Source organism: Mycobacterium sp. 1164985.4 (assembly GCF_001668575.1).
In the GTDB taxonomy this organism is placed as follows: domain Bacteria; phylum Actinomycetota; class Actinomycetes; order Mycobacteriales; family Mycobacteriaceae; genus Mycobacterium.
The window spans coordinates 15,263-36,895 of the sequence record NZ_LZMD01000108.1 but is presented as its reverse complement, the minus strand read 5'-3'; the positions used below and the strand labels follow the sequence as shown (position 1 = coordinate 36,895).

19 protein-coding genes are annotated in these 21,633 nt (G+C 68.0%); 11 read left to right on the top strand and 8 right to left on the bottom strand.

Going from position 1 to position 21,633, the window contains the following annotated elements:
* The first annotated feature begins 71 nt into the window (after window positions 1–71).
* Window positions 72–1,715 carry a DUF7800 domain-containing protein gene (locus A5650_RS23780; protein ID WP_067297789.1) on the top strand — a complete coding sequence of 548 codons (1,644 nt, stop codon included), beginning with the start codon at window positions 72–74 and terminating at the stop codon, window positions 1,713–1,715.
* A 59-nt stretch (window positions 1,716–1,774) separates the two neighbouring features.
* On the opposite strand, the gene A5650_RS23775 is transcribed toward A5650_RS23780, so the two are convergent.
* Genes A5650_RS23775 through A5650_RS23755 form a run of 5 tightly spaced genes read right to left on the bottom strand, consistent with a single transcriptional unit; the run spans window position 1,775 to window position 7,501 of the window.
* Window positions 1,775–2,515 (bottom strand): SDR family NAD(P)-dependent oxidoreductase, encoded by a 741-nt coding sequence (locus A5650_RS23775; RefSeq protein WP_067297976.1) that lies wholly within the window; start codon window positions 2,513–2,515, stop codon window positions 1,775–1,777.
* 24 nt (window positions 2,516–2,539) lie between these two features.
* Window positions 2,540–4,153 carry a dipeptide ABC transporter ATP-binding protein gene (locus tag A5650_RS23770; protein WP_067297786.1) on the bottom strand — a complete coding sequence of 538 codons (1,614 nt, stop codon included), beginning with the start codon at window positions 4,151–4,153 and terminating at the stop codon, window positions 2,540–2,542.
* Window positions 4,150–5,019, bottom strand: coding sequence for an ABC transporter permease (locus A5650_RS23765; protein WP_067297782.1), 870 nt, complete (start codon window positions 5,017–5,019; stop codon window positions 4,150–4,152). The genes A5650_RS23770 and A5650_RS23765 overlap by 4 nt, the downstream gene beginning before the upstream one ends.
* The gene (locus A5650_RS23760) at window positions 5,016–5,984 is read right to left on the bottom strand and encodes an ABC transporter permease (protein WP_067297779.1); all 969 of its coding nucleotides are present in this window, start codon (window positions 5,982–5,984) and stop codon (window positions 5,016–5,018) included. The genes A5650_RS23765 and A5650_RS23760 overlap by 4 nt, the downstream gene beginning before the upstream one ends.
* Entirely contained in the window at window positions 5,981–7,501 is a 1,521-nt protein-coding gene (locus A5650_RS23755; RefSeq protein WP_067297775.1) for an ABC transporter substrate-binding protein, read from the bottom strand. Before A5650_RS23755 ends, A5650_RS23760 begins: the two co-directional genes overlap by 4 nt.
* 150 nt (window positions 7,502–7,651) lie before the next feature.
* On the opposite strand from A5650_RS23755, the gene A5650_RS23750 reads away from it, so the two are divergent.
* The 6 genes from A5650_RS23750 to A5650_RS23725 all read left to right on the top strand — a co-directional run bounded on the left by A5650_RS23750 (window position 7,652) and on the right by A5650_RS23725 (window position 15,069).
* On the top strand, window positions 7,652–8,197 hold the full coding sequence (locus tag A5650_RS23750) for a hypothetical protein (RefSeq protein ID WP_067297771.1): 546 nt from the start codon (window positions 7,652–7,654) through the stop codon (window positions 8,195–8,197).
* Window positions 8,198–8,263: 66 nt separating this feature from the next.
* A complete protein-coding gene (locus A5650_RS23745; protein ID WP_067297972.1) occupies window positions 8,264–9,331 on the top strand; it encodes a glycoside hydrolase family 183 protein in 1,068 nt (355 codons plus the stop codon).
* Between the two features lie 133 nt (window positions 9,332–9,464).
* Window positions 9,465–10,493, top strand: a complete 1,029-nt coding sequence (locus A5650_RS23740; protein ID WP_067297969.1) for an NAD(P)H-dependent amine dehydrogenase family protein — start codon at window positions 9,465–9,467, stop codon at window positions 10,491–10,493.
* Window positions 10,493–12,268 (top strand): Hsp70 family protein, encoded by a 1,776-nt coding sequence (locus A5650_RS23735; protein WP_067297767.1) that lies wholly within the window; start codon window positions 10,493–10,495, stop codon window positions 12,266–12,268. The genes A5650_RS23740 and A5650_RS23735 overlap by 1 nt, the downstream gene beginning before the upstream one ends.
* Before the next feature lie 27 nt (window positions 12,269–12,295).
* Window positions 12,296–14,050: an acyl-CoA dehydrogenase family protein gene (locus tag A5650_RS23730; protein ID WP_067297764.1), complete on the top strand. Its 1,755-nt coding sequence runs from the start codon at window positions 12,296–12,298 to the stop codon at window positions 14,048–14,050.
* 56 nt (window positions 14,051–14,106) lie between these two features.
* Window positions 14,107–15,069 carry a GlxA family transcriptional regulator gene (locus A5650_RS23725; protein WP_067297761.1) on the top strand — a complete coding sequence of 321 codons (963 nt, stop codon included), beginning with the start codon at window positions 14,107–14,109 and terminating at the stop codon, window positions 15,067–15,069.
* Window positions 15,070–15,073: 4 nt separating this feature from the next.
* Here A5650_RS23725 and A5650_RS23720 read toward each other — a convergent pair whose 3' ends face one another.
* Window positions 15,074–16,162 (bottom strand): class I SAM-dependent methyltransferase, encoded by a 1,089-nt coding sequence (locus A5650_RS23720; RefSeq protein ID WP_067297758.1) that lies wholly within the window; start codon window positions 16,160–16,162, stop codon window positions 15,074–15,076.
* A gap of 137 nt (window positions 16,163–16,299) precedes the next feature.
* Between A5650_RS23720 and A5650_RS23715 the strand changes: the two genes are divergently transcribed.
* Window positions 16,300–17,064 carry an SHOCT domain-containing protein gene (locus tag A5650_RS23715; RefSeq protein ID WP_067297756.1) on the top strand — a complete coding sequence of 255 codons (765 nt, stop codon included), beginning with the start codon at window positions 16,300–16,302 and terminating at the stop codon, window positions 17,062–17,064.
* On the opposite strand, the gene A5650_RS23710 is transcribed toward A5650_RS23715, so the two are convergent.
* Together A5650_RS23710 and A5650_RS23705 are read right to left on the bottom strand one after the other, a co-directional pair.
* A complete protein-coding gene (locus tag A5650_RS23710) occupies window positions 17,061–17,690 on the bottom strand; it encodes an MBL fold metallo-hydrolase (protein WP_067297754.1) in 630 nt (209 codons plus the stop codon). The two genes, A5650_RS23715 and A5650_RS23710, sit on opposite strands and share 4 nt — an antisense overlap.
* Window positions 17,687–18,787 carry an S-(hydroxymethyl)mycothiol dehydrogenase gene (locus A5650_RS23705; RefSeq protein WP_067297752.1) on the bottom strand — a complete coding sequence of 367 codons (1,101 nt, stop codon included), beginning with the start codon at window positions 18,785–18,787 and terminating at the stop codon, window positions 17,687–17,689. The genes A5650_RS23710 and A5650_RS23705 overlap by 4 nt, the downstream gene beginning before the upstream one ends.
* Window positions 18,788–18,824: 37 nt before the next feature.
* On the opposite strand from A5650_RS23705, the gene A5650_RS23700 reads away from it, so the two are divergent.
* From A5650_RS23700 to A5650_RS23690, 3 genes are all read left to right on the top strand, one after another.
* Complete coding sequence (locus A5650_RS23700) at window positions 18,825–19,601, top strand: dioxygenase family protein (RefSeq protein WP_067297749.1); 777 nt, start codon at window positions 18,825–18,827, stop codon at window positions 19,599–19,601.
* Window positions 19,602–19,669: 68 nt separating this feature from the next.
* Window positions 19,670–20,746, top strand: a complete 1,077-nt coding sequence (locus A5650_RS23695; protein ID WP_067297965.1) for a class I SAM-dependent methyltransferase — start codon at window positions 19,670–19,672, stop codon at window positions 20,744–20,746.
* 10 nt (window positions 20,747–20,756) lie between these two features.
* A complete protein-coding gene (locus A5650_RS23690) occupies window positions 20,757–21,581 on the top strand; it encodes a serine hydrolase domain-containing protein (RefSeq protein ID WP_067297745.1) in 825 nt (274 codons plus the stop codon).
* Window positions 21,582–21,633 lie beyond the last annotated feature (52 nt).

Sequence of the window (21,633 nt, the reverse complement as noted above, 5' to 3'; positions counted from 1 at the left end):
GGGCCCGCCGGCGTGCCGGGAAAGGCGTAACTGCTGTCACACCGCCGTCAATAAAGGTGCATGATGGGGCGATGCCCCAGGTTCGCGTGGGTCCGCTGCTTCGCCACGTCGGCAAGACCGACGCGACGATCTGGGTCGAGACGGACAAGGCGTGCGAGGTCGAGGTTCTCGGCCACCGCGCCGAGACCTTCGAGGTCGAAGGCCACCACTTCGCGATCGTCTGCGTGACGGACCTCGACCCCGACCGGGAGCATCCGTACCAGGTGCACCTGGACGGGGAGAAGGCTTGGCCGCCAAGGAACTACGAGTTTCCTGCGCCCCGGATCCGGTTGATGCCCCGCGACGGCTCGCTGCGGCTGCTGTTCGGTTCCTGCCGGGCGTCGGCCCCGCACCATCCGCCTTACACCTACCAGCATTGGTGGCACCCCAAGGGCAAAGGCATCGACGTGCTGCGCACCTATGGGATGCGGATGCTGCGCCAGCCGTCGGCGCTCTGGCCCGACGCCATGCTGATGATGGGCGACCAGCTCTACGCCGACCAGGTGAACGACACCATCAAGGATCTGGTCGCCGACCGCGAGGTGCATGCCAACGGTCCGGTCGAGGTCCTCGAGGATTTCGAGGAGTACTGCATCGGCTACTGGGACGCCTGGTGCGATCCGGTCGTGCGGTGGATGCTTTCGACCGTTCCGACGTCGATGATGTTCGACGACCACGAGATCAACGACAAGTGGAACACCTCGCAGGCCTGGCTCGAGGAGAAGCGCAAGACCGACTGGTATCAGACGCGGATCATCGGCGGGCTGATGTCCTACTGGATCTATCAGCACCTCGGCAACATGTCGCCCGACGAGCTGGCCAAGGACCAGACGTTTCAGCGCGTCACCGAGACCCGACAGGGCGCCGAGCCGATTCGCGAACTCGCGCAGATGGCCGAGAAGGACGACGGCGCATCGCATTTCAGCATGTGTCGCGATCTCGGTTCGGCCCGGCTGATCGTCGTCGACGCCCGCACGGGTCGCCAGCTCGCGCCGGGACGGCGCCGCATCACCACTGACGAGGAATGGGACTGGATCACCGCCAACGCCGACGGCAACTATCAGCACCTGCTGTTTGCCAGCTCGCTGCCGATCCTGTTGCCCTACGGGATGCACCACATCGAAGCGTGGTCGGAGGCCGTTGGCGACGGTGCCTGGGGGCGATGGTTCACCGGGCTGGGGGAGAAGGTCCGCATCACCGCCAACCTCGACCACTGGGCGTGCTTCCAGGAAAGCTACCGCCGCTTCGAGGATCTCGCGATCGACGTGGCGAGCGGAAAGCGCGGACCGGCACCCGACTCGATGGTGCTGTTCGGGGGCGACGTGCACCACTGCTGGGTGTCGGAGGTGGAGATACCCGACGAGGCGACCCGGCTGGGCACCAAGGTGTGGCAGATCGTCTGTTCGGGGCTGCGCAAGGAACCCTCTGCCGTCGAACGCGTCATCCTGCGGCTCGGCCACACCGGGTTCGTCGAGGCCGTCGGCAAGACGTTGGTCAAAACCACGAAGGTGCCCAAGCCGCGACTGCGCTGGCGACCCGTCTCACTCCCGCACTTCCGCAACCAGATCGGCACCCTGGAGATCGCCGGCGGCGAGATGGGCGTGCGGATCGAGAAGGTCACCGGCGGCTGGCGCAAGCCGCATCTGACGACCGTGATCGAGCACAAGCTGCTCTAGCCCGTGCGAGTTGGGTGCACTACCGATCGCGCACCGACTGGTAGTGCACCGAAATCGCCTTAGCCGGCTCCCTTACCGTTGTCGACGCGGTACACCGCACCGTGGATCGCCGCGGCGTCGTCGCTGGCGAGGAACGCGATGGTCTTGGCGACGTCAACGGTGTCCATGAATCCGCGCGGCGAGGCAATCCGCATGATCAGATCCCAGTCGGCGTTCTCGGGCGCGGAGAACTCGGTCGTTTGCGCGGTCGGCATACCACCCGGGCACACCGCGTTCACCCGCACCTTCTCCTTGGTGTACTCGACGGCCAGCGCCCGGGTCAGCCCGACGAGTCCGTGCTTGGCGGCACAGTATCCGGCCGAGTACACCTCGCCCTCCACACCTGCGATCGACGAGACGTTGACGATGTTGCCGCCGCTCTCGAGAAGATGCGGCAGCGCCGCGCGGCACAGGTAGAACGGGCCGTGCAGGTTCACGGCGAGGTCGCGCTCCCAGTCGTCGTCGGTCACCTCGGTCGTGTGCCGCATCTGGTGAAAGCCCGCCACATTCACGAGCACGTCGAGACATCCGAATGCCTCGACGCACTGCGTGACGGCCTCGCGACACGCCGCCGCGGACGTCACGTCCACCGACGCGAAGCGCCCGCCCGGCACCGTCTCGAACGCCGTCGCCATGCGTTCGGCGTCGCGTGCGATACCGAACACGGTGGCACCCCGTTCTGCGAACAGTTGCGCGACCGCGGCGCCCAGTCCCGCCGAGGCGCCCGTCACCAATGCGACCTTGCCGCTGAGTTGAGTCATGATCATGACCATCTCATGCGGTGGTCAGGCCGAGACGCGGGGACGCTCCGGAGGTACGGCGGCCAACAGTGCGCGGGTGTAGCCGTCGTTCGGCGAGGCGAACAGCTCGTCGGCGGGGCGGTACTCTACCGCCGCCCCGGCGCGCATCACGAGCACGTCGTGGCTGACCTGCTGCACGATCGCGAGGTCGTGCGCGATGAACAGGTAGGTCAGTCCCAGCTCGCGCTGTAGTCCGGCCAGCAGGTCGAGCACCCTGGCCTGCACCGAGACGTCCAGCGCCGCGGTCGCTTCGTCGAGGATCAGCAGTTCGGGTTCACCGGCAAGGGCGCGGGCGATGCTGACCCGCTGGCGTTCACCGCCCGACAGCTCGTGCGGATAGCGCGACGCGAACGACATTGGTAGGCCGACCAATTCGAGCAGTTCGGCGACTCTGGCTGCGCGGCCGCGGCGGCCCTTCGCGAGCCGGTGCACGATCAGCGGCTCGCCGATCGCCGAGCCGACGCGGGCTCGCGGGTTCACCGACGAGAACGGGTCCTGGAACACCAGCCCGATGCGCCTGCGCAGCGCCTTCTCCGCAGACCCGCGGACGCCGAACACGTCGGAGTCGCCGATCGTCGCGCTGCCGGCGTCGGGCCGGACCAGGCCCGTGAGCGCGGACGCCACGGTCGACTTGCCCGAACCCGACTCGCCGACGAGGCCCAGCGTGGTGCCCTGCCGGATCTGGAACGACAGGTCCTTGACGGCGTGCACGGTCGACTTGCCGACCGGCGTGCTGACCTCGAACCGCACGTCGAGGCCGTTCACGTCGAGAAGCACCGGCGCGTCCGGCACCGGTGGCGGCCCGGGACGCCCGACGAGCGGGCGCGCGGCGAGCAACTCGCGGGTGTACTCATGGCGGGGTCGATCGAAAACGTCTGTGATCGAGGCCTGTTCGACCGCCTCGCCGCCGCGCAGCACCGTGACGTCCTCGGCCACCTGGCCGATCACGCCGAGGTCGTGGCTGATCCAGACCACCGCGGTGCCGAAGTCGCGCTGCAACTCGGCGATCAGGTCGACGATCTGCGCCTGGGTGGTCACATCCAGGGCGGTCGTCGGTTCGTCGGCGACCAGCAGGGCGGGATCGCACGCCATCGCGATCGCGATCATCACACGCTGCTTCTGTCCGCCCGAGAGCTGATGCGGATACGCGCGCAACCGCGTCTCCGGATCCGGCAGCCCGACCGCCTCCAGCAGTTCGAGCGCCCGGCCCCGCGCCTGCCGCCGCGTCATTTGGCGGTGCGCCTCAAGCGATTCCGTGATCTGCCGCTCCAGCGTCAACAGCGGGTTCAGCGACGTCCCCGGATCCTGGAACACGAACCCGATCGAACCGCCGTGCACGCTGCGCAGCACCCGGTCCGACGCACCGACCAGCTCGGTGTGGGCGGATTCGGTTGTCAGCGTGCTGGTTCCGGTGACGCTCGCGCCGGGCGCGTCGAGCAGGCCCGTCGCGGCCAGCACGGTCATCGACTTGCCCGAACCGGACTCGCCGACGATGCCCAACGTCTGCCCGCGGTGCACGTCGAACGAGACGCCGTGCACGATCTCCCGGCGGCCGATGCTCACCCGCAGGTCGCGCACGCTCAACACCGGATCGCTCATTGCTTCCTTCGGGCCTCGATCATCGTGCGCTGCCGGGGATCGAGCACGTCGCGCAGACCGTCGCCCAACAGGTTGAAGGCCAGCACCGCGACGAAGATCGCGGCGCCCGGGAAGACCGCCATCCACCACGCCATCGTCACGAAACCCTGCGAATCGAAGATCATCCGCCCCAGCGACGGCTGCGGCGGCTGAATCCCCAACCCCAGGAATGACAGTGCGGCCTCGGACAAGATCGCGAACGCCAACGACAGCGATGTCTGCACCACCAGCGGGCCGGCGATGTTCGGCAGGATGTGCCGACCGAGGATGTACGGGTGCCCGGTGCCCATGCTGCGTGACACCGAAACGAACGGTTCCACACGCACACTCATCGTGCTGGCCCGCGACACCCTCGCGAAGATCGGCGTGTACACGATGCCGATCGCCAGGATCGTCGTCGTCACCCCCGGACCGAGAATTGCAACCACCGCGAGCGCGAGAAGCAATACGGGAAATGCGAACATCACGTCCACGACGCGCATGAAGACGGTGTCGAGCCAACCGCCGCGATACCCCGACACAAGGCCGACCGTCACGCCGACGACCGCGGCGAACGCAACGCTGACGACCGCAACCCGCATCGACGCCTGCGTGGCCACCAACACACGGGAGAACACGTCGCGGCCCAGTTCGTCGGTGCCGAACCAGTGCGATCCGCTGGGCGGGCGCAACGCGTTCGGTACGTCGACGTCGTTGATCTCGTACGGCGCAATCCAATTGGCGGTGACGGCGACGAACGCGATCAGCAGGAGCAGGCCGGTGCTCACCACGGTGACCGGGTTGGCCATCAGCAGCCGCAGCGACGACACCCTGGCAGGAGCCGTCATGACAGCCGGATCCTCGGGTCCACGACGGCGTAGAGCACGTCCACGATCAGGTTGATCAACAGGAACAACGCCGCGATCAACAGCACCGTGCCCTGGATGACCGCGTAGTCGCGTCCGGCCACGGCGTTGTAGACCAGCCGGCCCAGGCCGGGCCAGGCGAACACGACCTCGACGACGATGACCCCCGACAAGATGGTGGCCAGCTGAATGCCGGTGATGGTCAGCACCGGGATCAATGCGTTGCGGACGGTGTGGCGCAGCGTGACCACCCGCGGCGCAAGCCCTTTCGAGCGCGCGGTGCGCACATAGCCCATCCCCGCGACCTCGAGCACCGCCGAGCGGACATAGCGCGTCATGATGGCACCCGCCACCAACCCGACGGTCAATGCCGGCAACACCAGATGGCGCAACCACCCGCCCGGATCGTCGAACAACGGCCGGTATCCCGACGTGGGCAGCCAGTGCAGCGTCGAGGCGAACAGCGCGATGAGCAGGATGCCCATCCAGAAGTCGGGGATCGACACGCCGAACTGGCTGCCCACCCGCACGATCGCGTCGCTGATCCTGCCTTCGTGCAGGGCCGACCAGATCCCGGCCGGGATGGCGATCAGCAGCGCGATCACGATCCCGACGGCCGCCAACGACGCCGTGGCGGGCAGCCTTTCGAGAAGGATCTGTGTCACCGGATCGCCGTTGCGGAAGCTGACTCCGAGGTCGCCGGTCAGCGCCTTGCCGATGTAGGCGAAGAACTGCTCGACGATCGGCTTGTCCAGCCCGCTCGCCGACCGCAACGCCTCGTAGGCCTGCGGCGTGTAGCGGGTTCCCAACGCGATGCGCACCGGATCGCCGGGGACCAGATGCACTAGCGCGAAGCTCACGACGAGCACCCCGAGCAGCACCACCGCCGAATACACCAGCCGGCGCGCGAGAAACCGCACGATCGGATGAGTCAGCAGGCGCGTCACGACTTTTCGGCTCCGGTGAGGGTCGCGGTGCGGAACCGCACGGCGCCGTCCCGGCGGGCCTCGTAGCCGGACAGCTTGGTCACCCACGCCTGGATCACCGACGGGTTGTAGAGGTAGATGTAGCTGACCTCGTCGGCGATGATCGTCGCCGCGCGCCGGTAATCGTCGAAGCGGGCCTGCCGGTTCGTCTCGACGCGGCCCGCATCCAGCAGGCGGTCGACCTCCGGATTGGAGAACTTCTGGGCGTTGCTGGTTCCGTTGGTGTGGTGTTGGGCGTAGTAGAAGTCGTCGGGGTCGATGTTGCCGAGCCAGCCCATCATCAACATGTCGAAGCGTCCGGAGTTCTGCTCGTCGAGCCAGGTCGCGAAGTCGACGGTGCGGATCTTGACCGTGATGCCCAGCGGCGCAAGGTTATCGGCGATGACCTGGGCCGCGGTCACGGTCTCGGGGTACTCGCTGGTGACCAGCATGTCGAGGTCGACGTCGCCAACGCCCGCCTCGTCGAGAAGCCGTCGCGCAGCGTCGGTGTCGTAGCGGTAGCGGTCATAGGCGGTGTACCACGGGTTGCCCTCGGGGATGGCGAGCTGGTTGCCGGTCGCTGTGCCGTAGCTGGTGGCCTGCACGATGGCGGAGCGGTCGATGCCGTACGCGACGGCCTGGCGCGCCCGCACGTCGTCCCATGGTTTGTGGGCTTCGTTGAGCGCGAGATACCAGTAGTCGTTGCTCGCGGTCACCGCGAGGTGTAGCGAGTCGTCGTCGCGGAGCTGCGCCACCCGCTGCGTCGGAATCGAGTCGGTCCAATCGATTTCACCGGCCTGCAGCGCCGACAGGGCGGTCGACGGTTCGGAGATGAAGCGGAACGTCACGCCCGCCACCTTCGGTTCGCCGCCCCAGTAGGACGGATTCGCCGTCAGGGTGATGGAGTCGCCGCTCTTCTGCGACCGGAACGCGAACGGCCCGGTGCCCACCGGATGAGTGGCGAGCTGACCGCTTTCGACGTTGCGGCGCTGCACGATCGCCATGCCCTTGAACCCGCCGATGTTGGTCAACAGGTTCGGCGTCGGGTGCTTGACCCGGATCACCACCGTCATCGGGTCGACAGCCCGCACATCGGTGACCGCGCTGAACTTGTCGACGTTGGCCAACTGCTCGTCGATGATCCGCCGATACGAGTACACGACGTCGTCGGCGGTGAACGGGCTGCCGTCGTGAAACGTCACGCCCGGTCGCAGATGAAACATCCACGACAACTGATCGGGGCTCACCTCCCACGACGTCGCGAGGGCCGGCCGCATCTCCAGGCCGGCGTCCGGCTCGACCAGCGTGTCGAAGATGTTCTCGAGAACCTCGAACGAGAAGTACGCGCTGGTCTTGTGCGGGTCGAGCTGGTCTGGCTCGCCGGAGATCGCGGCGACGAGGTTGTTCGACGAGTCGCCGAGATCGACGCCCCGCCCGGTGGAGCAGCCCGCCAGCGCGGTCACGGCCATGATGGCGATCCACGCCACCAGTCGCTTCATGCCCTCACCCGCCGATCGCGTGCGTCGTCGTTGCCCGTCGGCTCTACCCGGCGTTCGTGATCATCAAAACCCGGAGCCGGGGAAAGCGGTGACGACGCCCCGTGCACACTGAGATACTCGAACCACCGTAGACGGCTGAAGGGGCACGAGGTGACCAAGACGATCGCGGGGACGCTGGGCCTCGCCGCGTTCATCCTTGCGCTGGTGTTCGGTGCCGTCGGCGTCGCCGCCGGCCAGGGCGACGTCAAGTCTCCCGACACCCCCGAAGGGGTCTACACCGTCAAGATCGCCGGTCAGGCCGAGACCACCTGGGAGATCTTCCCGATCTGCGTGCCGACCGTGGGCGACCTGCGCGAGCCGCTGATCCTGCCGGTCGGCTGCCGGCTGAAGGTCACGCCGGCCGGCCGCGGTGGCGCCGAGGCCGACATGGTCGGCGGCGACTGGACGTTCAAGTCGAACACCTTCGACTCGATCCGCAACTGCCCCGACGGCAGCACCGCGTTGCAGAAAGAGATCTATTCGTTCAACGGGTCCACCCTCCAGGGCCGGGTCAGGATCATCCACGACGCGGTCTGCGGTGAGCAGCCCGGCATGGTCGAACTGCCGCTGACGCTGACGTTCAAGCAGCCCCTGGCCATCCCGGTCACGCCGTATCCGCTGATCTGCGAGCCCGGCGGACTGCGCCGCTGCTTCTAGGTGCCTGACGATCCGTCGATCGGCCGTGCGGCCGGGCGCTCGCTCGAACCGACCGGGCGGGCACGGCTGCCGCTTCTCAACGGCAAGGCCCTCGACCTGACCGGTCCCGGCCTGACCGATCGATGGGGGGTCACCTGCACCGACCTCGGCGCGTCGGTGAACGCTCCGAACGGCAAGCTGGTGTCGGTGTTCGGCGACACCTTCTCCGGCACCCGAGTCGGGGAGGGAGACTGGCGCTCACCGGTCATCCTGATCGGCACCGGCGACGCGGACCATCCGATCGTCTATGAACGGGCCGGCGGCAGCGACCCGGACTACGCGCGCCAACTGTGGCGCTACGAGCACGACGACGCGGGATCCGGCTGGAGTCGCGGCGGTATCAGCACCGTGATCCCGTCGGACCTGCTGACCGTCGGCGGCGACATGTACCTGCACGCCATCGTCAACCGCGGCTTCGGCACCGTCGTATGGACCGAGATCTGGCGATCTCGCGACAGCGGGGTGAGCTGGACGCACTTGGGGGAGAGGGCGAAGTTCCCCGCGGACCTGCACAACGGCCACGCTCAGTGCTGGGCATGGGATCACGACCCGGACGACGGCTGGGTGTACGTGGCGGCCACCGGCTTTCGACGCGACAAGGGCATCGTGCTCATGCGGGTGCGCCCCGAGCACATCGGCGACCGGAGGCGTTATCTCAGTTGGGGTTTCGACGGGACACGGTGGTCGTGGGGGACGTCCGCGACGCCGATCACCCCCGTCGAGGAGCGCTGGGGCGAGCTCGCCTTTCGGCGTATCGCGCCCGGAAAGTGGGTGCTGGGCGGTTTCCTCGCCTCGAAGTACGCGCTCGGTTACCGGGTCGTGTCCTCGCCGGTGGCGAACATGCACACCACCCCGATCCAGATGCCCGTCCTCGGATCGGGCTGGGACGGCGAAGACCATTTCGGCAGCCGGGTCGCCCAGCTCTACGGCGGCTACCTGCTGCCCGGGTCGCGCTTCGACATCGACGGAGGCGTCGGATTGGTTGTCTCGCAGTGGAATACGGCCACGGGCTGGCCCTATCGCACGATGCAGTTCAAGGCCGCGCTCAAAGACAGCACCAGGACGGTGCCGCCGCCCGATCCGATCAATCTGTAACGGCCGATCCGTTCGGGCGGTGCGCGCCCTATGGTGTAGTGCGGGGCAGAGTGGAAGGCGAACAGTGGCTGGGCGATTTCGGGATTCTGGCGCCAAACGCGTAGTGGTCTGGGGTACCGGCTTCGTGGGCAAGATGGTGATCCCCGAGATCGTCAAACACCCGCTGTTCGAGCTGGTCGGCGTCGGGGTGAGCAACCCGGACAAGGTGGGCCGCGACGTCGGCGAGATCTGCGGGCTGGGTGCCCCGCTGGGGTTGACCGCGACCGACGACGTCGACGCACTGATCGCGCTCGAACCCGATGCGTTGGTGCACTACGGACCGACCGCCAATCACGCCGACGACAACATCGCGCTGATCACCCGGTTTTTGCGGGCCGGCATCGACGTCTGCTCGACCGCGATGACGCCGTGGATCTGGCCGACCATGCACCTCAATCCGCCGAACTGGATCGAACCCATCACCGAGGCTTGTGAACTCGGCGAGTCGTCGTGCCTGACCACCGGCATCGACCCCGGATTCGCCAACGACCTGTTCCCGATGACGCTGATGGGACTGTGTTCGGAGGTCCGCAAGGTCCGCGCCTCCGAACTGCTGGACTACACGAACTACGAGGGCGACTACGACCGCGAGATGGGTATCGGCAAACCGCCCGAGTACCGGCCACTGCTGGAGAACCCCGACATTCTGATATTCGCCTGGGGCGCAACAGTTCCGATGATCGCGCATGCCGCGGGGATCATGCTCGACGAGATCACCACGACATGGGACAAGTGGGTCACGCCGACCGAACGCAAGACCGCGAAGGGAGTCATCGCGCCCGGGAGCGTCGCGGCCGTGCGGTTCACCATCAACGGCGTGTACCAGGGCGAGACGCGGATCCAGCTCGAACACGTCAACCGCATCGGCAACGACGCGGCACCCGACTGGCCGTCGGGCAACGAGAACGACGTCTACCGCGTCGACATCGAGGGCACGCCGAGCATCTTCCAGGAGACGGCGTTCCGGTTCACCGACGGCTCCGGTCGCGACGCCGCCGCGGCCGGTTGCCTGGCGACCGGCCTGCGCGCCCTCAACGCCGTGCCCGCCGTCAACGAACTCTCACCCGGCTGGGTGACGGCGCTCGATTTGCCTTTGATTCCGGGCGCAGGCACCATCCGCTGATGGCTGACGGCGTAGGGCTCTCGGTCGGCGCCACCAATCTGGCGGCCGTCGTCGTGGGCAGGGCCGCCCTGACCCGGTCACCGGTGCTGACCCTGTTTCCCCACCGGCCGCCCGAGGTCGGCGTGCCCAGCGAAAACCGTAACCTGAACGAACGCGGTCTGATACTGACCGATTTCGTCGACCGCGTCGGGGATCCGGTCGGCATCGTGGCCGCCGACGGCACCAGTCACAAGGCCGAAGTCGTGCTCGCCGACGCCCTGCGCGCAATGCTGCACGCGGTCGGGGGTGGGCGCAGTCCCGTCGGCCAGATCGCGGTGACGCATCCGGCGCACTGGCGGCCAGCCTCGGTCGACGCCCTGCGCGGTGCCCTGGCCGCGATTCCCGAGTTCCAGCGGCCCCAGCCCGCGCCCGTCGTCTCCGATGCGGTGGCCGCGCTGACCTCGCTCAAAAATGAGCCGGGGGTGCCCGCCCGCGGCGTCATCGCGCTCTGCGACTTCGGCGGGACCGGCACCAGCGTGAGCCTGTTCGACGCGGACAACGGCTACGCGCAGATCGGCGAGACCGTCCGCCACCACGACCTGTCCGGTGACCTGGTCGACCAGGCGCTGCTGACCCACGTCATCGAGGACCTGTCGGCGGCCGGCGCCGTCGACCTGTCGAGCACCTCGGCGATCGGATCGCTGTCGCGGCTGCGTTCGCAGTGCCGCGGGGCCAAGGAGCGGCTGTCGACCGCGGCATTCACGTCGTTGGTCGCCGAACTCCCTGGGCACCGCAGCGACGTGCGACTCACCCGCACCGAACTCGACGAGGCGCTGCGCGGGCCACTCGCGGGTTTCACCGATGTTCTGCAGGACACGTTGCAGCGCAACGGTGTTCGAGAGCTCGCCGCCGTGGCGTCGGTGGGTGGTGGCGCGCGTATCCCGGTCATCACCACCACGCTCTCGGAGCGGTTCCGGGCGCCGGTCATCACGTCCGCCCATCCCGAACTGTCCGCGGCCGAGGGCGGCGGGCTGGCCGCGGTCAGGGGCACCGTCGAAGAGGGCATGACGGCGATGTCCGCGGCTCCCGGCGCCGCCGCGGCCGCCGCGGCCGCGACCGCGATGGCCCCCGAACTCGGCGCCCAGGGCGATGAGGCACCTCCACAGTCGGGGTCGTTCGGAGCCTTGGCGTGGTCAGACGCCGACGATGTGCCCGATGTGCCCGAGGCCATGGCCACCGACCCCTATGACTATTCGTCTCCCGCCGCGGCCGACGTGCGTCCGCAGATGCAGTTCGAGGAAGAGTCCTGGGACGACGTGCCGCAGCGCCCGGTCCCCTGGTACCGCAATCCTGCGGTCCCACTCGCGGGCGGAGTCCTCGTGGTATTGGCCGCGCTGGTGGCGGCGGTGGTGTGGGTGATGTCCGGCGACGAGTCCGCGCCCGCGCCCGCATCGACCACCACGCCGCCGACGGTCACCCCGCCACCCACGACGACGACCACCGCCGAGCCGCCCCCGCCGGCGACACAGGCTCCGCAGACGGTCTACCAGCCGCCTCCGCCAGCGACCCGGACGGTCACCGAGGCGCCCCAGTCGCCCGAACCGCCCCCTCCGTCGCCGGAGCCGCCGCCGCCGACGTCGGAGCCGCCGCCGCCGACATCCGAGCCGCCGCCCGCCGCGACGGAGCCGCCGCCGACCACTCAGCCGCCGCCGTGGAGCCCGACGGCGCCGTACCCGACCATCCCCGGTCTTCCGTGGGTGCCGGCCCCGCAGCTGCCCGGTCAACCGGCTCCGTAGCGCCGATCCGCGCCCTACGCTTGCGCAATGACGCAGACGGACGGCTTGTTGTTCAACCCGCACACGTACGATCCGCAACAGTTCGACACCGAGACCCGCAGGCTGCTGCGCGCGACCATCGACTTCTTCGAGGGCCTCGGCAAGAAACGCATTCTCGACGACGACCTGTCCGCCCACTGGCCCGCGGACTTCATCGAATTCGTCAGTCGCGAAAGACTGTTCGCCACGTTCCTGACGCCGGCGGAGTTCGCCGGCGGTGATCCGAACAAGCGGTGGGACGCCGCCCGCAACGCAGCGCTGTCGGAGATCCTCGGCTTCTACGGGCTGACGTACTGGTACACCGAACAGGTCACCATCCTCGGCCTCGGGCCGATCTGGCAGAGCGAGAACAAGAACGCCAAGCTGCGGGCTGCCGACGATCTAGAAGCGGGCGAGGTGATGGCCTTCGGGCTGTCCGAGCGAGCCCATGGCGCCGATGTCTACAACACCGACATGGTGCTCACACCCGCAAGCGAGGAGGATCGCGCCAACGGGATTCTGTACCGCGCCACCGGAGAGAAGTACTACATCGGCAATGGCAACGTCGCCAGCATGGTGTCGGTGTTCGGCCGGCGCGGAGACATTAGTGAGGCGGACGCCGGGGAAGGGTATGTGTTCTTCGCCGTCGACAGTCGCCACGAGGACTACCACCTGATCGACAACGTCGTGCACATGCAGATCTACGTGAGCACGTTCCGGCTCGAGAACTACCCGGTACGCGAAGAGGACATCCTGCACACCGGCGTGGAAGCCTTTGCCGCCGCGCTGAATACGGTCAACGTCGGCAAGTTCAACCTGTGCACCTGTTCGATCGGGATGACCGAGCACGCGTTCTACGAGGCGATCACCCACGCGCAGAACCGCATCCTCTACGGCAACCCCGTCACCGACTTCTCGCACGTGCGAGCGAATTTCGTCGACGCATACTCCCGGTTGGTCGCGATGAAACTGTTCAGCGCGCGCGCCGTCGACTACTTCCGCAGCGCCAGCCTCGACGATCGGCGCTATCTGCTGTTCAACCCGATGACCAAGGCCAAGGTGACGATGGAGGGCGAGGCCGTGCTGCGCGCGTTGCACGACGTCATCGCCGCCAAGGGTTATGAGAAGAACACGATGTTCCGCGAGGTCGCCCAGCTCATCGGGACCCTGCCCCGCCTCGAGGGCACCGTGCACGTCAACGTGGGCCTGGTGCTGAAGTTCATGCCGAACTACATGCTCAACCCCGCGCAGTATCCGGAGATCCCGACTCGCGCCGACGCCGCCGACGACACGTTCTTCTGGAACCAGGGACCGACCCGCGGAGCGGGCAGAGTGCAGTTCGCCGACTGGACGCCGGTGTACGAGCGAGCCCTCGACGCCCCGAACGTCGCGGTGTTCTACGACCAGGCCAGAGCGTTCCGCGACCTGCTGCTGACCGCCGCACCCGACGCCGACCAGCAGAAGGACCTCGACTTCCTGCTTAACGTCGGCCACCTGTTCTCGCTGATCGTCTACGGTCAGCTGATCCTCGAGCAGGCCGCGCTGACCGACCTCGACCGCGATCTGATCGACCAGATCTTCGACTTCCAGATCCGCGACTTCAACTCCTATGCCGTTGCGCTGCATGGCAAGCCGACCGCGACGGCGGATCAGCAGTCGTGGGCGCTCGGCGCGATCCGCGCGCCGCAGCACGACGCCGCGCGGTTCGACCGGGTGTGGGAGCGGGTGAAGGCCTACGACGGCGCATACGAGATGAACCCGTGATGGCAAGATCTCGGCGGTACGCGTAAGAATTGCCACTCGGCTGTTAGGGTGGCGACATGCACACGGTCGCCGTCGTCGCGCTGCCCGACACCATCGCGTTCGATCTGGGGACGGCGGTCGAGGTGTTCGGCCGCGTCCGGTTGCCGTCCGGGGAGCCGGGCTACCGCGTCATCGTGTGCGGGACGGCCCCGGTCGTCACCGCGGGTCCGCTCGCCATCGCGAGCGACCACGGCATCGGCGACCTTCGGCGCGCCGACACCATCGTGGTGCCTGGCTGCAACGACCTGGACACCCCGTCGCCCGACGCGCTCGTCGACGCGCTGAGATCCGCGCACCGCAGGGGAGCGCGGATCGCCTCGATCTGCACGGGGGCGTTCGCCCTCGCGGAGGCCGGGCTGCTGGACGGCAGGCGCGCCACCACGCACTGGGCGGCCGCCGATCTGTTCCGCGCGCGGTATCGGAATGTGCAGCTCGATCCCGACGTCCTCTACGTCGACGAGGGCGACATGCTCACATCGGCGGGGGCGTCCGCCGGGCTCGACCTGTGCCTGCACATGGTGGCACTCGACCACGGCAGCTCGGTCGCCGCGGACGCGGCCCGCATGGCGGTCGCCCCGCTGCACCGCAGCGGCGGCCAGGCCCAGTTCATCGTCCGAAACCGCCCGGTGGTCAACAGCATTGCCGAGCAGACCACGCTCGACGATCTGCTGGCGTGGATCGAACACAACGCACACCGCGACCTGACACTGCACGACCTGGCGGCGCACGCGGCGCTCAGCGTGCGCACACTCAACCGGCGCTTCCAGGCCGAGACGGGGCAGACGCCGATGCAGTGGCTGACCGGCGTGCGCATCCGGCACGCGCAGCAGCTGTTGGAGAGCACCGGCCACGGGGTCGAACGCATCGGGCGTGAGGTGGGCTTCACCTCCGCGGCGAACTTCCGGGAGCAGTTCCGGCGACTGACCGGTGTGTCGCCGCAGAGCTACCGCAACACATTTCGCGATCGCATCGCGAGCTGACGGCTCAGGGCGTCCTCGGCCGCTTGGTCAACACCAGGTGCGCCATCGGGATCTGGGTCTGCTCGGGAGCCGCGGCCAACCGGGCCGCGAGACCCGCTTCGAGGCGATCAAAGAACTGGGCCGACCGCGGGTCGGCGGCACCACCCTCGAGTGCGGTCGCCAGCGTGGGGAACACCGCCGCTCTGGCGAACGACGCCCACTGTGCACCGAAAGCTGTTGCGTTGCCGTCGACCTGGTACTGCTGCCAGAAACGGTCCTCGGCGTTGAAGATCTCGAGGTGCTCGATCTCGAGCTGTTCGAAGCGGCCCTTCGGGGCGAACGGCGCCAAGAAATCCTGTTCCCGCCTGCCGACGATCGGGATACCCATCCGGTGCACCTCGTCGGCCGTGAGCGACCCCTCGGCGGCCAGCTCGCCGATCGCGTCGGCGAGCGCGTTGAGCACCGATCGGTAACCTATGTCCCCGTTCTCGTCGACCGCCGTCGTCATCACGACCAGACGCCCGCCGCGACGCAGCTCACGGCCGCGGAACGCGATGAACTCGTGCCAGTCCGTGGCCGCCTGCCTGGCGTACGCGGCGCGCACGGCCGCGTCGCGGCTGTACGCCACGTGCACATGGTCGGGGATCGGCGCCGGGACACGGCTGAGCCAATGTATCGCCCAGGAACTCCACCCGAGGTTCACGCTGCTCGACGGCATGATCTGCGAGTAGAAGGACCGGCCGATCGCCGAGGCGAAAGCCGCGGAGTCCTTGCTCAGATAGGTGTCCGGATCCTCGGCGAGCGTGCGGAACAGCGCGGTGAAGTCGTTCTCGGGCACATCGGTGTGCACGACGAGGGTGGGTTGGTCGGTACGGGTCCGCTTGCGCAGCACCGCGATTGCGGCGCAGATCGGCAACAGCGAGTTGTGACCGGTCGACGCGCCGTAGTCGGCGATGACGAACGGTTGTGGGAGCCGCGGGACCGGTACGGCCGCGGCCGCCTCCTCGAAGAGCTTGATCGCGCCCTGTAGGCCGGCGGCCTGTAGACGCGAACCGGCCGTGTACGACCCGCTCTCCATCGGCTCGGGCCGCACGACGATGCTGGACTCGGGCATCGCGACCTCCGTGACGTGCGGACAACAGATTCGGTCCTCTCCGACGGTAGTCCTCGTTGGCCGCCGACGCCGACGGAGGTCGACCTATCGAGCGCAACACCACGCCGCGCGCACGCAGGCCGTGTCAAACTCTGCCCATGAGCGGAAGGACAGGCCCGCGCGTCGCCGTCGTCGTCTCCGTGTTGACGCTCGTGGTCTCCGTCGCCGGTTTCATCGTCAGCCTGGTGCTCAACGCGTTCGTGCTCGACGATTTCGACGCCTACGGCGAGGTTCCGATTCCGGGCGCCGAGAACATCGAGTTGCCCGCGGGCGAGGTGACCGTCAGTTTCCGAACCCTGACCACCGGCCAGCCGACGAGTGGGTTCCCGATCCCGGCGATCAGCGTCAACATCGACGCACCCGACGGGGCCGCCGATCCGGCGGTGACCGAAAGTATCGGTGGGACAACCACCGTGAACAGCGACACACATGTGCGGATCTGGGTCGCGCAGATCGCCGAGGCAGGTACCTATCGCGTCTCGACCGACGGCAGCGTCAACGGATACATCAACCCGCGGCTCGCCTTCGGACACGGAACCACATACGGCTGGCTGGCGTGGGCCTTCGGCGGGTCGGCCGCGCTCGGACTGCTCGGGCTCATCGTCGCGCTGTTCTGGTCGGCTCGATCGGCCAAGGCCGCGCGACCTCTCGCGCCGGAGGAGGTCGTCGACGTGGACGGGCCACCGAGGCTCCACGCGGTGTCGACGCCCTCGTCCGCCCACCAGCCGAACGAGTCGGGCGTGCGGCTCGAGCAGTTGAAGCAGCTGGCCGCACTTCGGGATTCGGGTGCGTTGAGCCAGGACGAGTTCGAGGCGGAAAAGCGCCGGATCCTCAAATGGGGCCCCAGCTCGCGAGGGGATTAGTGCCCGCGGGCCACCCACTCGTCGTAGTTGACGAGCTCGTCGCCGATGGTCGTCGAGTCGCCGTGTCCGGTGTAGACCACGGTCTCGCCGGGCAGCTTGCCCAACCGCCCGGAGATCGACGCCAGGATCGTGGGGAAGTCCGAGTACGACCGGCCGGTTGCGCCGGGACCGCCCTGGAACAGGGTGTCACCGGAGAACACCGCGTTCAGCTCGGGCGCATGCCAGCACACCGAACCCGGCGAGTGGCCCGGGGTGTGCAGGGCGCGAAGCTCGGTGCCCGCCACCCGCAGGGTGTCGCCGTCGGCGACGGTGCGGAAGTCGCTGTCCGGGTGCGTCATTCGCCACAGCACATCGTCGGCGGGATGCATCAGCACCGGGGCGTCGAGCGCCCGGCCCAGCTCGGGCGCAACAGTCACATGGTCGTTGTGCCCGTGCGTGCAGACGACCGCCACCACATGCCTGCCGCCGACGGCGTTGACGATCGGTCCCGCGTCGTGCGCCGCGTCGAAGACGATCACCTCGGAGTCGTCGCCGACGATCCAGATATTGTTGTCGACTTCCCAACTGCCGCCGTCGAGTTCGAAGGTGCCGTGCGTGACCACCCGGCCGATCGGTCCGCCGTTCATTTCAACACCACCACCGATCGGAGCACCGGGTCTGTTTCGGAGCCGCCGTGCATTTTGTGGAACGCCTCCTCGACGTCGTCGATGCCGATGCGTTCAGTGACGAACTTGTCCAGCGGCAGCCGCCCCTGCAGGTAGAGGCTGATCAGCGTGGGGAAGTCGCGTTCGGGCAGGCAGTCGCCGTACCACGACGACTTCAGCGAACCGCCGCGGGAGAAGAAGTCGATCAGCGGCATCTCCAGTGTCATGTCGGGTGTCGGAACGCCTACCAGCACAACGGTTCCGGCCAGGTCTCTGGCGTAGAACGCCTGCTTCCAGGTCTCGGGTCTGCCGACAGCGTCGATCACCACGTCGGCGCCGAACCCGTCGGTGAGGTCCTGGATGGTCTCCACCGGGTCGAGTTCGCGGGCGTTGATGGTGTGGGTCGCGCCGAAGTCGCGCGCCCAATCCAGCTTCTTGTTGTCGGTATCGACGGCGATGATGCGTTTGGCACCGACCAGTCGCGCACCCGCGATCGCCGCGTCGCCGACGCCGCCGCAGCCGATCACCGCGACCGTGTCGTCGCGACCGACGGCGCCGGTGTTGACCGCGGCGCCCAGGCCCGCCATCACGCCGCAGCCCAGCAGCCCGGCCACGGCAGGGTCGGCGGCGGGATCGACCTTGGTGCATTGGCCTTCGTGCACGAGCGTCTTGTCGGCGAACGCGCCGATGCCCAGCGCCGGCGTCAGCTCCGTGCCGTCGGTCAGCGTCATCTTCTGCGCCGCGTTGTGGGTGTTGAAACACAGGTGCGGACGACCGCGCTTGCAGGCCCGGCACTGGCCGCATACCGCGCGCCAGTTCAGGATCACGAAGTCGCCGGGTTCGACGTTGGTGACCCCGACGCCGATGGACTCGACGGTGCCCGCGGCCTCATGGCCCAGCAGGAAAGGGAACTCGTCATTGATGCCGCCCTCGCGGTAGGTCAGGTCGGTGTGGCAGACCCCGCACGCGATGATGTCGACCACCACCTCACCCGGACCGGGGTCGGGGATCACGACGTCCACGACCTCGACTGGCTCACCCTTCTTGCGTGAGATCACTCCGCGCACCGTTTGACTCATGCATACAACCTAACGGCTGACGGGGAACACTCGGCGTATGACCGATTCGCTTCCCGCGCTGTTCCTCTCCCACGGCGCGCCGCCGCTCGTCGACGACGAGTTGTGGGTGAGCCAGCTGGCGGCGTGGGCGACAGAGTTGCCGCGGCCGGCGGCGATCCTGGTGGTGTCGGCGCACTGGGAGTCCGCGCCGCTCACGATCGGGTCGACGTCATCGCAGGCCCCGCTGACCTACGACTTCTGGGGCTTCCCGGACCGCTACTACCAGACCACCTATGACGCGCCGGGCGCCGTCGACCTGGCCGCGGCCGTCGAGGCGCTGGTGTCCGACCAGCCGGTGCGTCACGATCCCGACCGCAGGCTCGACCACGGCGCCTACGTTCCGCTGACCGTCATGTACCCCGACGCCGACACCCCGGTGCTGCAGATCTCGATGCCGACGCTCGACCCGCAGGCGCTGCTGACACTGGGCGAGCGGCTGCGGCCGTTGCGCGACGAGGGCGTGCTGATCATCGGATCCGGCTTCACCACGCACGGGCTGCCGTTCCTGGACGACCCGTCGCCGGCCGCGGAGCCGCCGCACTGGTCGACGGAGTTCGACCTGTGGGCCGCCGAGGCGTTCGCTGCGGGTGACGTCGACGCGCTGATCGACTTCCGACACCGCGCGCCGGGCATGCCGTACGCGCATCCGACGATCGAGCACTGGTCGCCCCTGTTCGTCGCGCTGGGCACGTCGGACGACCCCGGCCGGCGGACGCGACAGGTGATCGACGGCTACTGGATGGGGCTGGCCAAGAGGTCGGTCGAACTGATTTAGCGGTTGAGCCGCCCGGCGCCGGAGTCCGTTGTGCAATGGGTATGTCAGCACGCCGGAAGGACACCGCGATGACGGATATCGACCACAGACCAGCTACCGACACCACAGAGGAGTTCGCCGCGCGGATGGTGGCCGCCATCGACAACGCCAGCCTGGCGCTGTTGATGTCGATCGGCCATCAGACCGGACTGTGGGACACCATGGCCGCGTCGGCGCCGGGCACCAGCGCACAGATCGCCGCGGCCGCAGGACTGAACGAACGCTACGTGCGGGAGTGGCTCGGCGGTGTCGTCACCGCCGGGGTGGTCGACTACGACCCGGCGGCGGGCACGTATTCGCTGCCGCAGCACCGCGCGGCGGTGCTGACCCGCGCCGCCGGACCGGACAACCTCGCGCGGGTGGCGCAGTTCATCCCACTGCTCGCCGAGGTCGAACAGAAGATCATCGGCTGCTTCCGCAACGGCAGCGGGCTGTCGTACAGCGAGTATCCGCGGTTCCACACCCTGATGGCCGAGGAGAGCGGTGAGGTGTTCGACGCCGCGCTCGTCGACGTCATCCTGCCGATGGCCGAGGGACTGCCGGAACGACTGCGCGAAGGCGCCGACGTCGCCGACATCGGCTGCGGCAGCGGGCACGCGATCAATGTGATGGCGCAGGCGTTCCCAACGAGCCGGTTCACCGGCATTGATTTCAGCGACGAGGGCCTGGCCGCGGGTCGTGCGGAGGCAGACCGGCTCGGGCTGGCCAATGCCGACTTCGTCGCCGCAGACGTCGCCGAACTGGACATGGCCGAAAGTTACGATGTGATAACGGTTTTCGACGCCATCCACGATCAGGCCGCACCGGCCGCGGTATTGGCGAACATCTACCGGGCGCTACGGCCGGGCGGAACCTTCCTCATGGTCGACGTCAAGGCATCGAGCCGGTTGGAGGACAACGTTGGCGTGCCCCTGGCCACGTACCTCTACACGGTGTCGACGATGCACTGCATGACCGTCTCGCTCGGTCTCGACGGTGCCGGGTTGGGAACGTGCTGGGGTCACCAGCTCGCCACGTCGATGCTCTCGGACGCCGGCTTCGACCACGTCGAGGTGCGCGAGATCGAGTCGGATCCGATCAACAGTTACTACATCGCGCGCAAGTAGGCTCGGCGCGATGAGCGCCCTGGATGCCATATCCGACTGGCCGGCGGACAACGCGGCCGCCGCGGTCATCGGCCCCTCTGGGGTGCTGGCCGAGCACGGCGACCAACGGCGCCGCTTTCCGCTGGCATCGGTGACCAAGCCGCTGGCCGCGCGCGCCGTGCACGTCGGCGTCGAGGAGGGTGCCGTCGAGCTCGACACCGAAGCGGGCCCGCCCGGTTCGACGGTGCGTCACCTGCTGGCACACGCGTCCGGGTACTCGATGCGTTCGTCGGAGACGATGGCCGAACCGGGGTCCCGGCGCGTGTACTCGAACTACGGCTTCGGCGTGCTCGCCGAGACGCTCGAGAAGGCGACCGGCATCGCGTTCGACCGGTATCTGACCGAGGCAGTGTTCGAACCGCTTGGCATGACCGACAGCGTGCTCGACGGCGGTGCGCCCGCCGCGGGCTACGGCGCGACCTCCACGGTGGCCGACCTGGCGGCCTTCGCCGGGGACCTGCTGCGGCCGGCCACGGTGTCCGAGCAGCTGCACGCCGAGGCGATATCGGTGCAGTTTCGCGGCCTGGACGGGGTGCTGCCGGGGTTCGGGGTGCAGCGGCCCAACGACTGGGGGCTGGGCTTCGAGATCCGCGACGGCAAGTCCCCGCACTGGACGGGCGAGATGAACTCCGAGCGCTCATTCGGACATTTCGGCCAGTCAGGGACGTTTCTGTGGGTCGATCCGGACGCCGATCTGGCGCTCGTCGTGCTCACCGACCGCGATTTCGGCGACTGGGCGTACGAGCGGTGGCGGGCTTTATCTGACGAAGTCCTGAGAGAATTTGGCACAGACTAGCGCAACAGGCGCCTCACAAGGCACAATAGACACGCACGACACATATTTTGCT

Excerpts from the sequence above, each read along its gene's own strand:
- A5650_RS23780 (WP_067297789.1), top strand. The coding sequence starts at position 72 with ATGCCCCAGGTTCGCGTGGGTCCGCTGCTTCGCCACGTCGGCAAGACC.
- A5650_RS23775 (WP_067297976.1), bottom strand. The coding sequence starts at position 2,515 with ATGACTCAACTCAGCGGCAAGGTCGCATTGGTGACGGGCGCCTCGGCG.
- A5650_RS23770 (WP_067297786.1), bottom strand. The coding sequence starts at position 4,153 with ATGAGCGATCCGGTGTTGAGCGTGCGCGACCTGCGGGTGAGCATCGGC.
- A5650_RS23765 (WP_067297782.1), bottom strand. The coding sequence starts at position 5,019 with ATGACGGCTCCTGCCAGGGTGTCGTCGCTGCGGCTGCTGATGGCCAAC.
- A5650_RS23755 (WP_067297775.1), bottom strand. The coding sequence starts at position 7,501 with ATGAAGCGACTGGTGGCGTGGATCGCCATCATGGCCGTGACCGCGCTG.
- A5650_RS23740 (WP_067297969.1), top strand. The coding sequence starts at position 9,465 with ATGGTGATCCCCGAGATCGTCAAACACCCGCTGTTCGAGCTGGTCGGC.
- A5650_RS23735 (WP_067297767.1), top strand. The coding sequence starts at position 10,493 with ATGGCTGACGGCGTAGGGCTCTCGGTCGGCGCCACCAATCTGGCGGCC.
- A5650_RS23730 (WP_067297764.1), top strand. The coding sequence starts at position 12,296 with ATGACGCAGACGGACGGCTTGTTGTTCAACCCGCACACGTACGATCCG.
- A5650_RS23725 (WP_067297761.1), top strand. The coding sequence starts at position 14,107 with ATGCACACGGTCGCCGTCGTCGCGCTGCCCGACACCATCGCGTTCGAT.
- A5650_RS23720 (WP_067297758.1), bottom strand. The coding sequence starts at position 16,162 with ATGCCCGAGTCCAGCATCGTCGTGCGGCCCGAGCCGATGGAGAGCGGG.
- A5650_RS23715 (WP_067297756.1), top strand. The coding sequence starts at position 16,300 with ATGAGCGGAAGGACAGGCCCGCGCGTCGCCGTCGTCGTCTCCGTGTTG.
- A5650_RS23710 (WP_067297754.1), bottom strand. The coding sequence starts at position 17,690 with ATGAACGGCGGACCGATCGGCCGGGTGGTCACGCACGGCACCTTCGAA.
- A5650_RS23705 (WP_067297752.1), bottom strand. The coding sequence starts at position 18,787 with ATGAGTCAAACGGTGCGCGGAGTGATCTCACGCAAGAAGGGTGAGCCA.
- A5650_RS23700 (WP_067297749.1), top strand. The coding sequence starts at position 18,825 with ATGACCGATTCGCTTCCCGCGCTGTTCCTCTCCCACGGCGCGCCGCCG.
- A5650_RS23695 (WP_067297965.1), top strand. The coding sequence starts at position 19,670 with ATGACGGATATCGACCACAGACCAGCTACCGACACCACAGAGGAGTTC.
- A5650_RS23690 (WP_067297745.1), top strand. The coding sequence starts at position 20,757 with ATGAGCGCCCTGGATGCCATATCCGACTGGCCGGCGGACAACGCGGCC.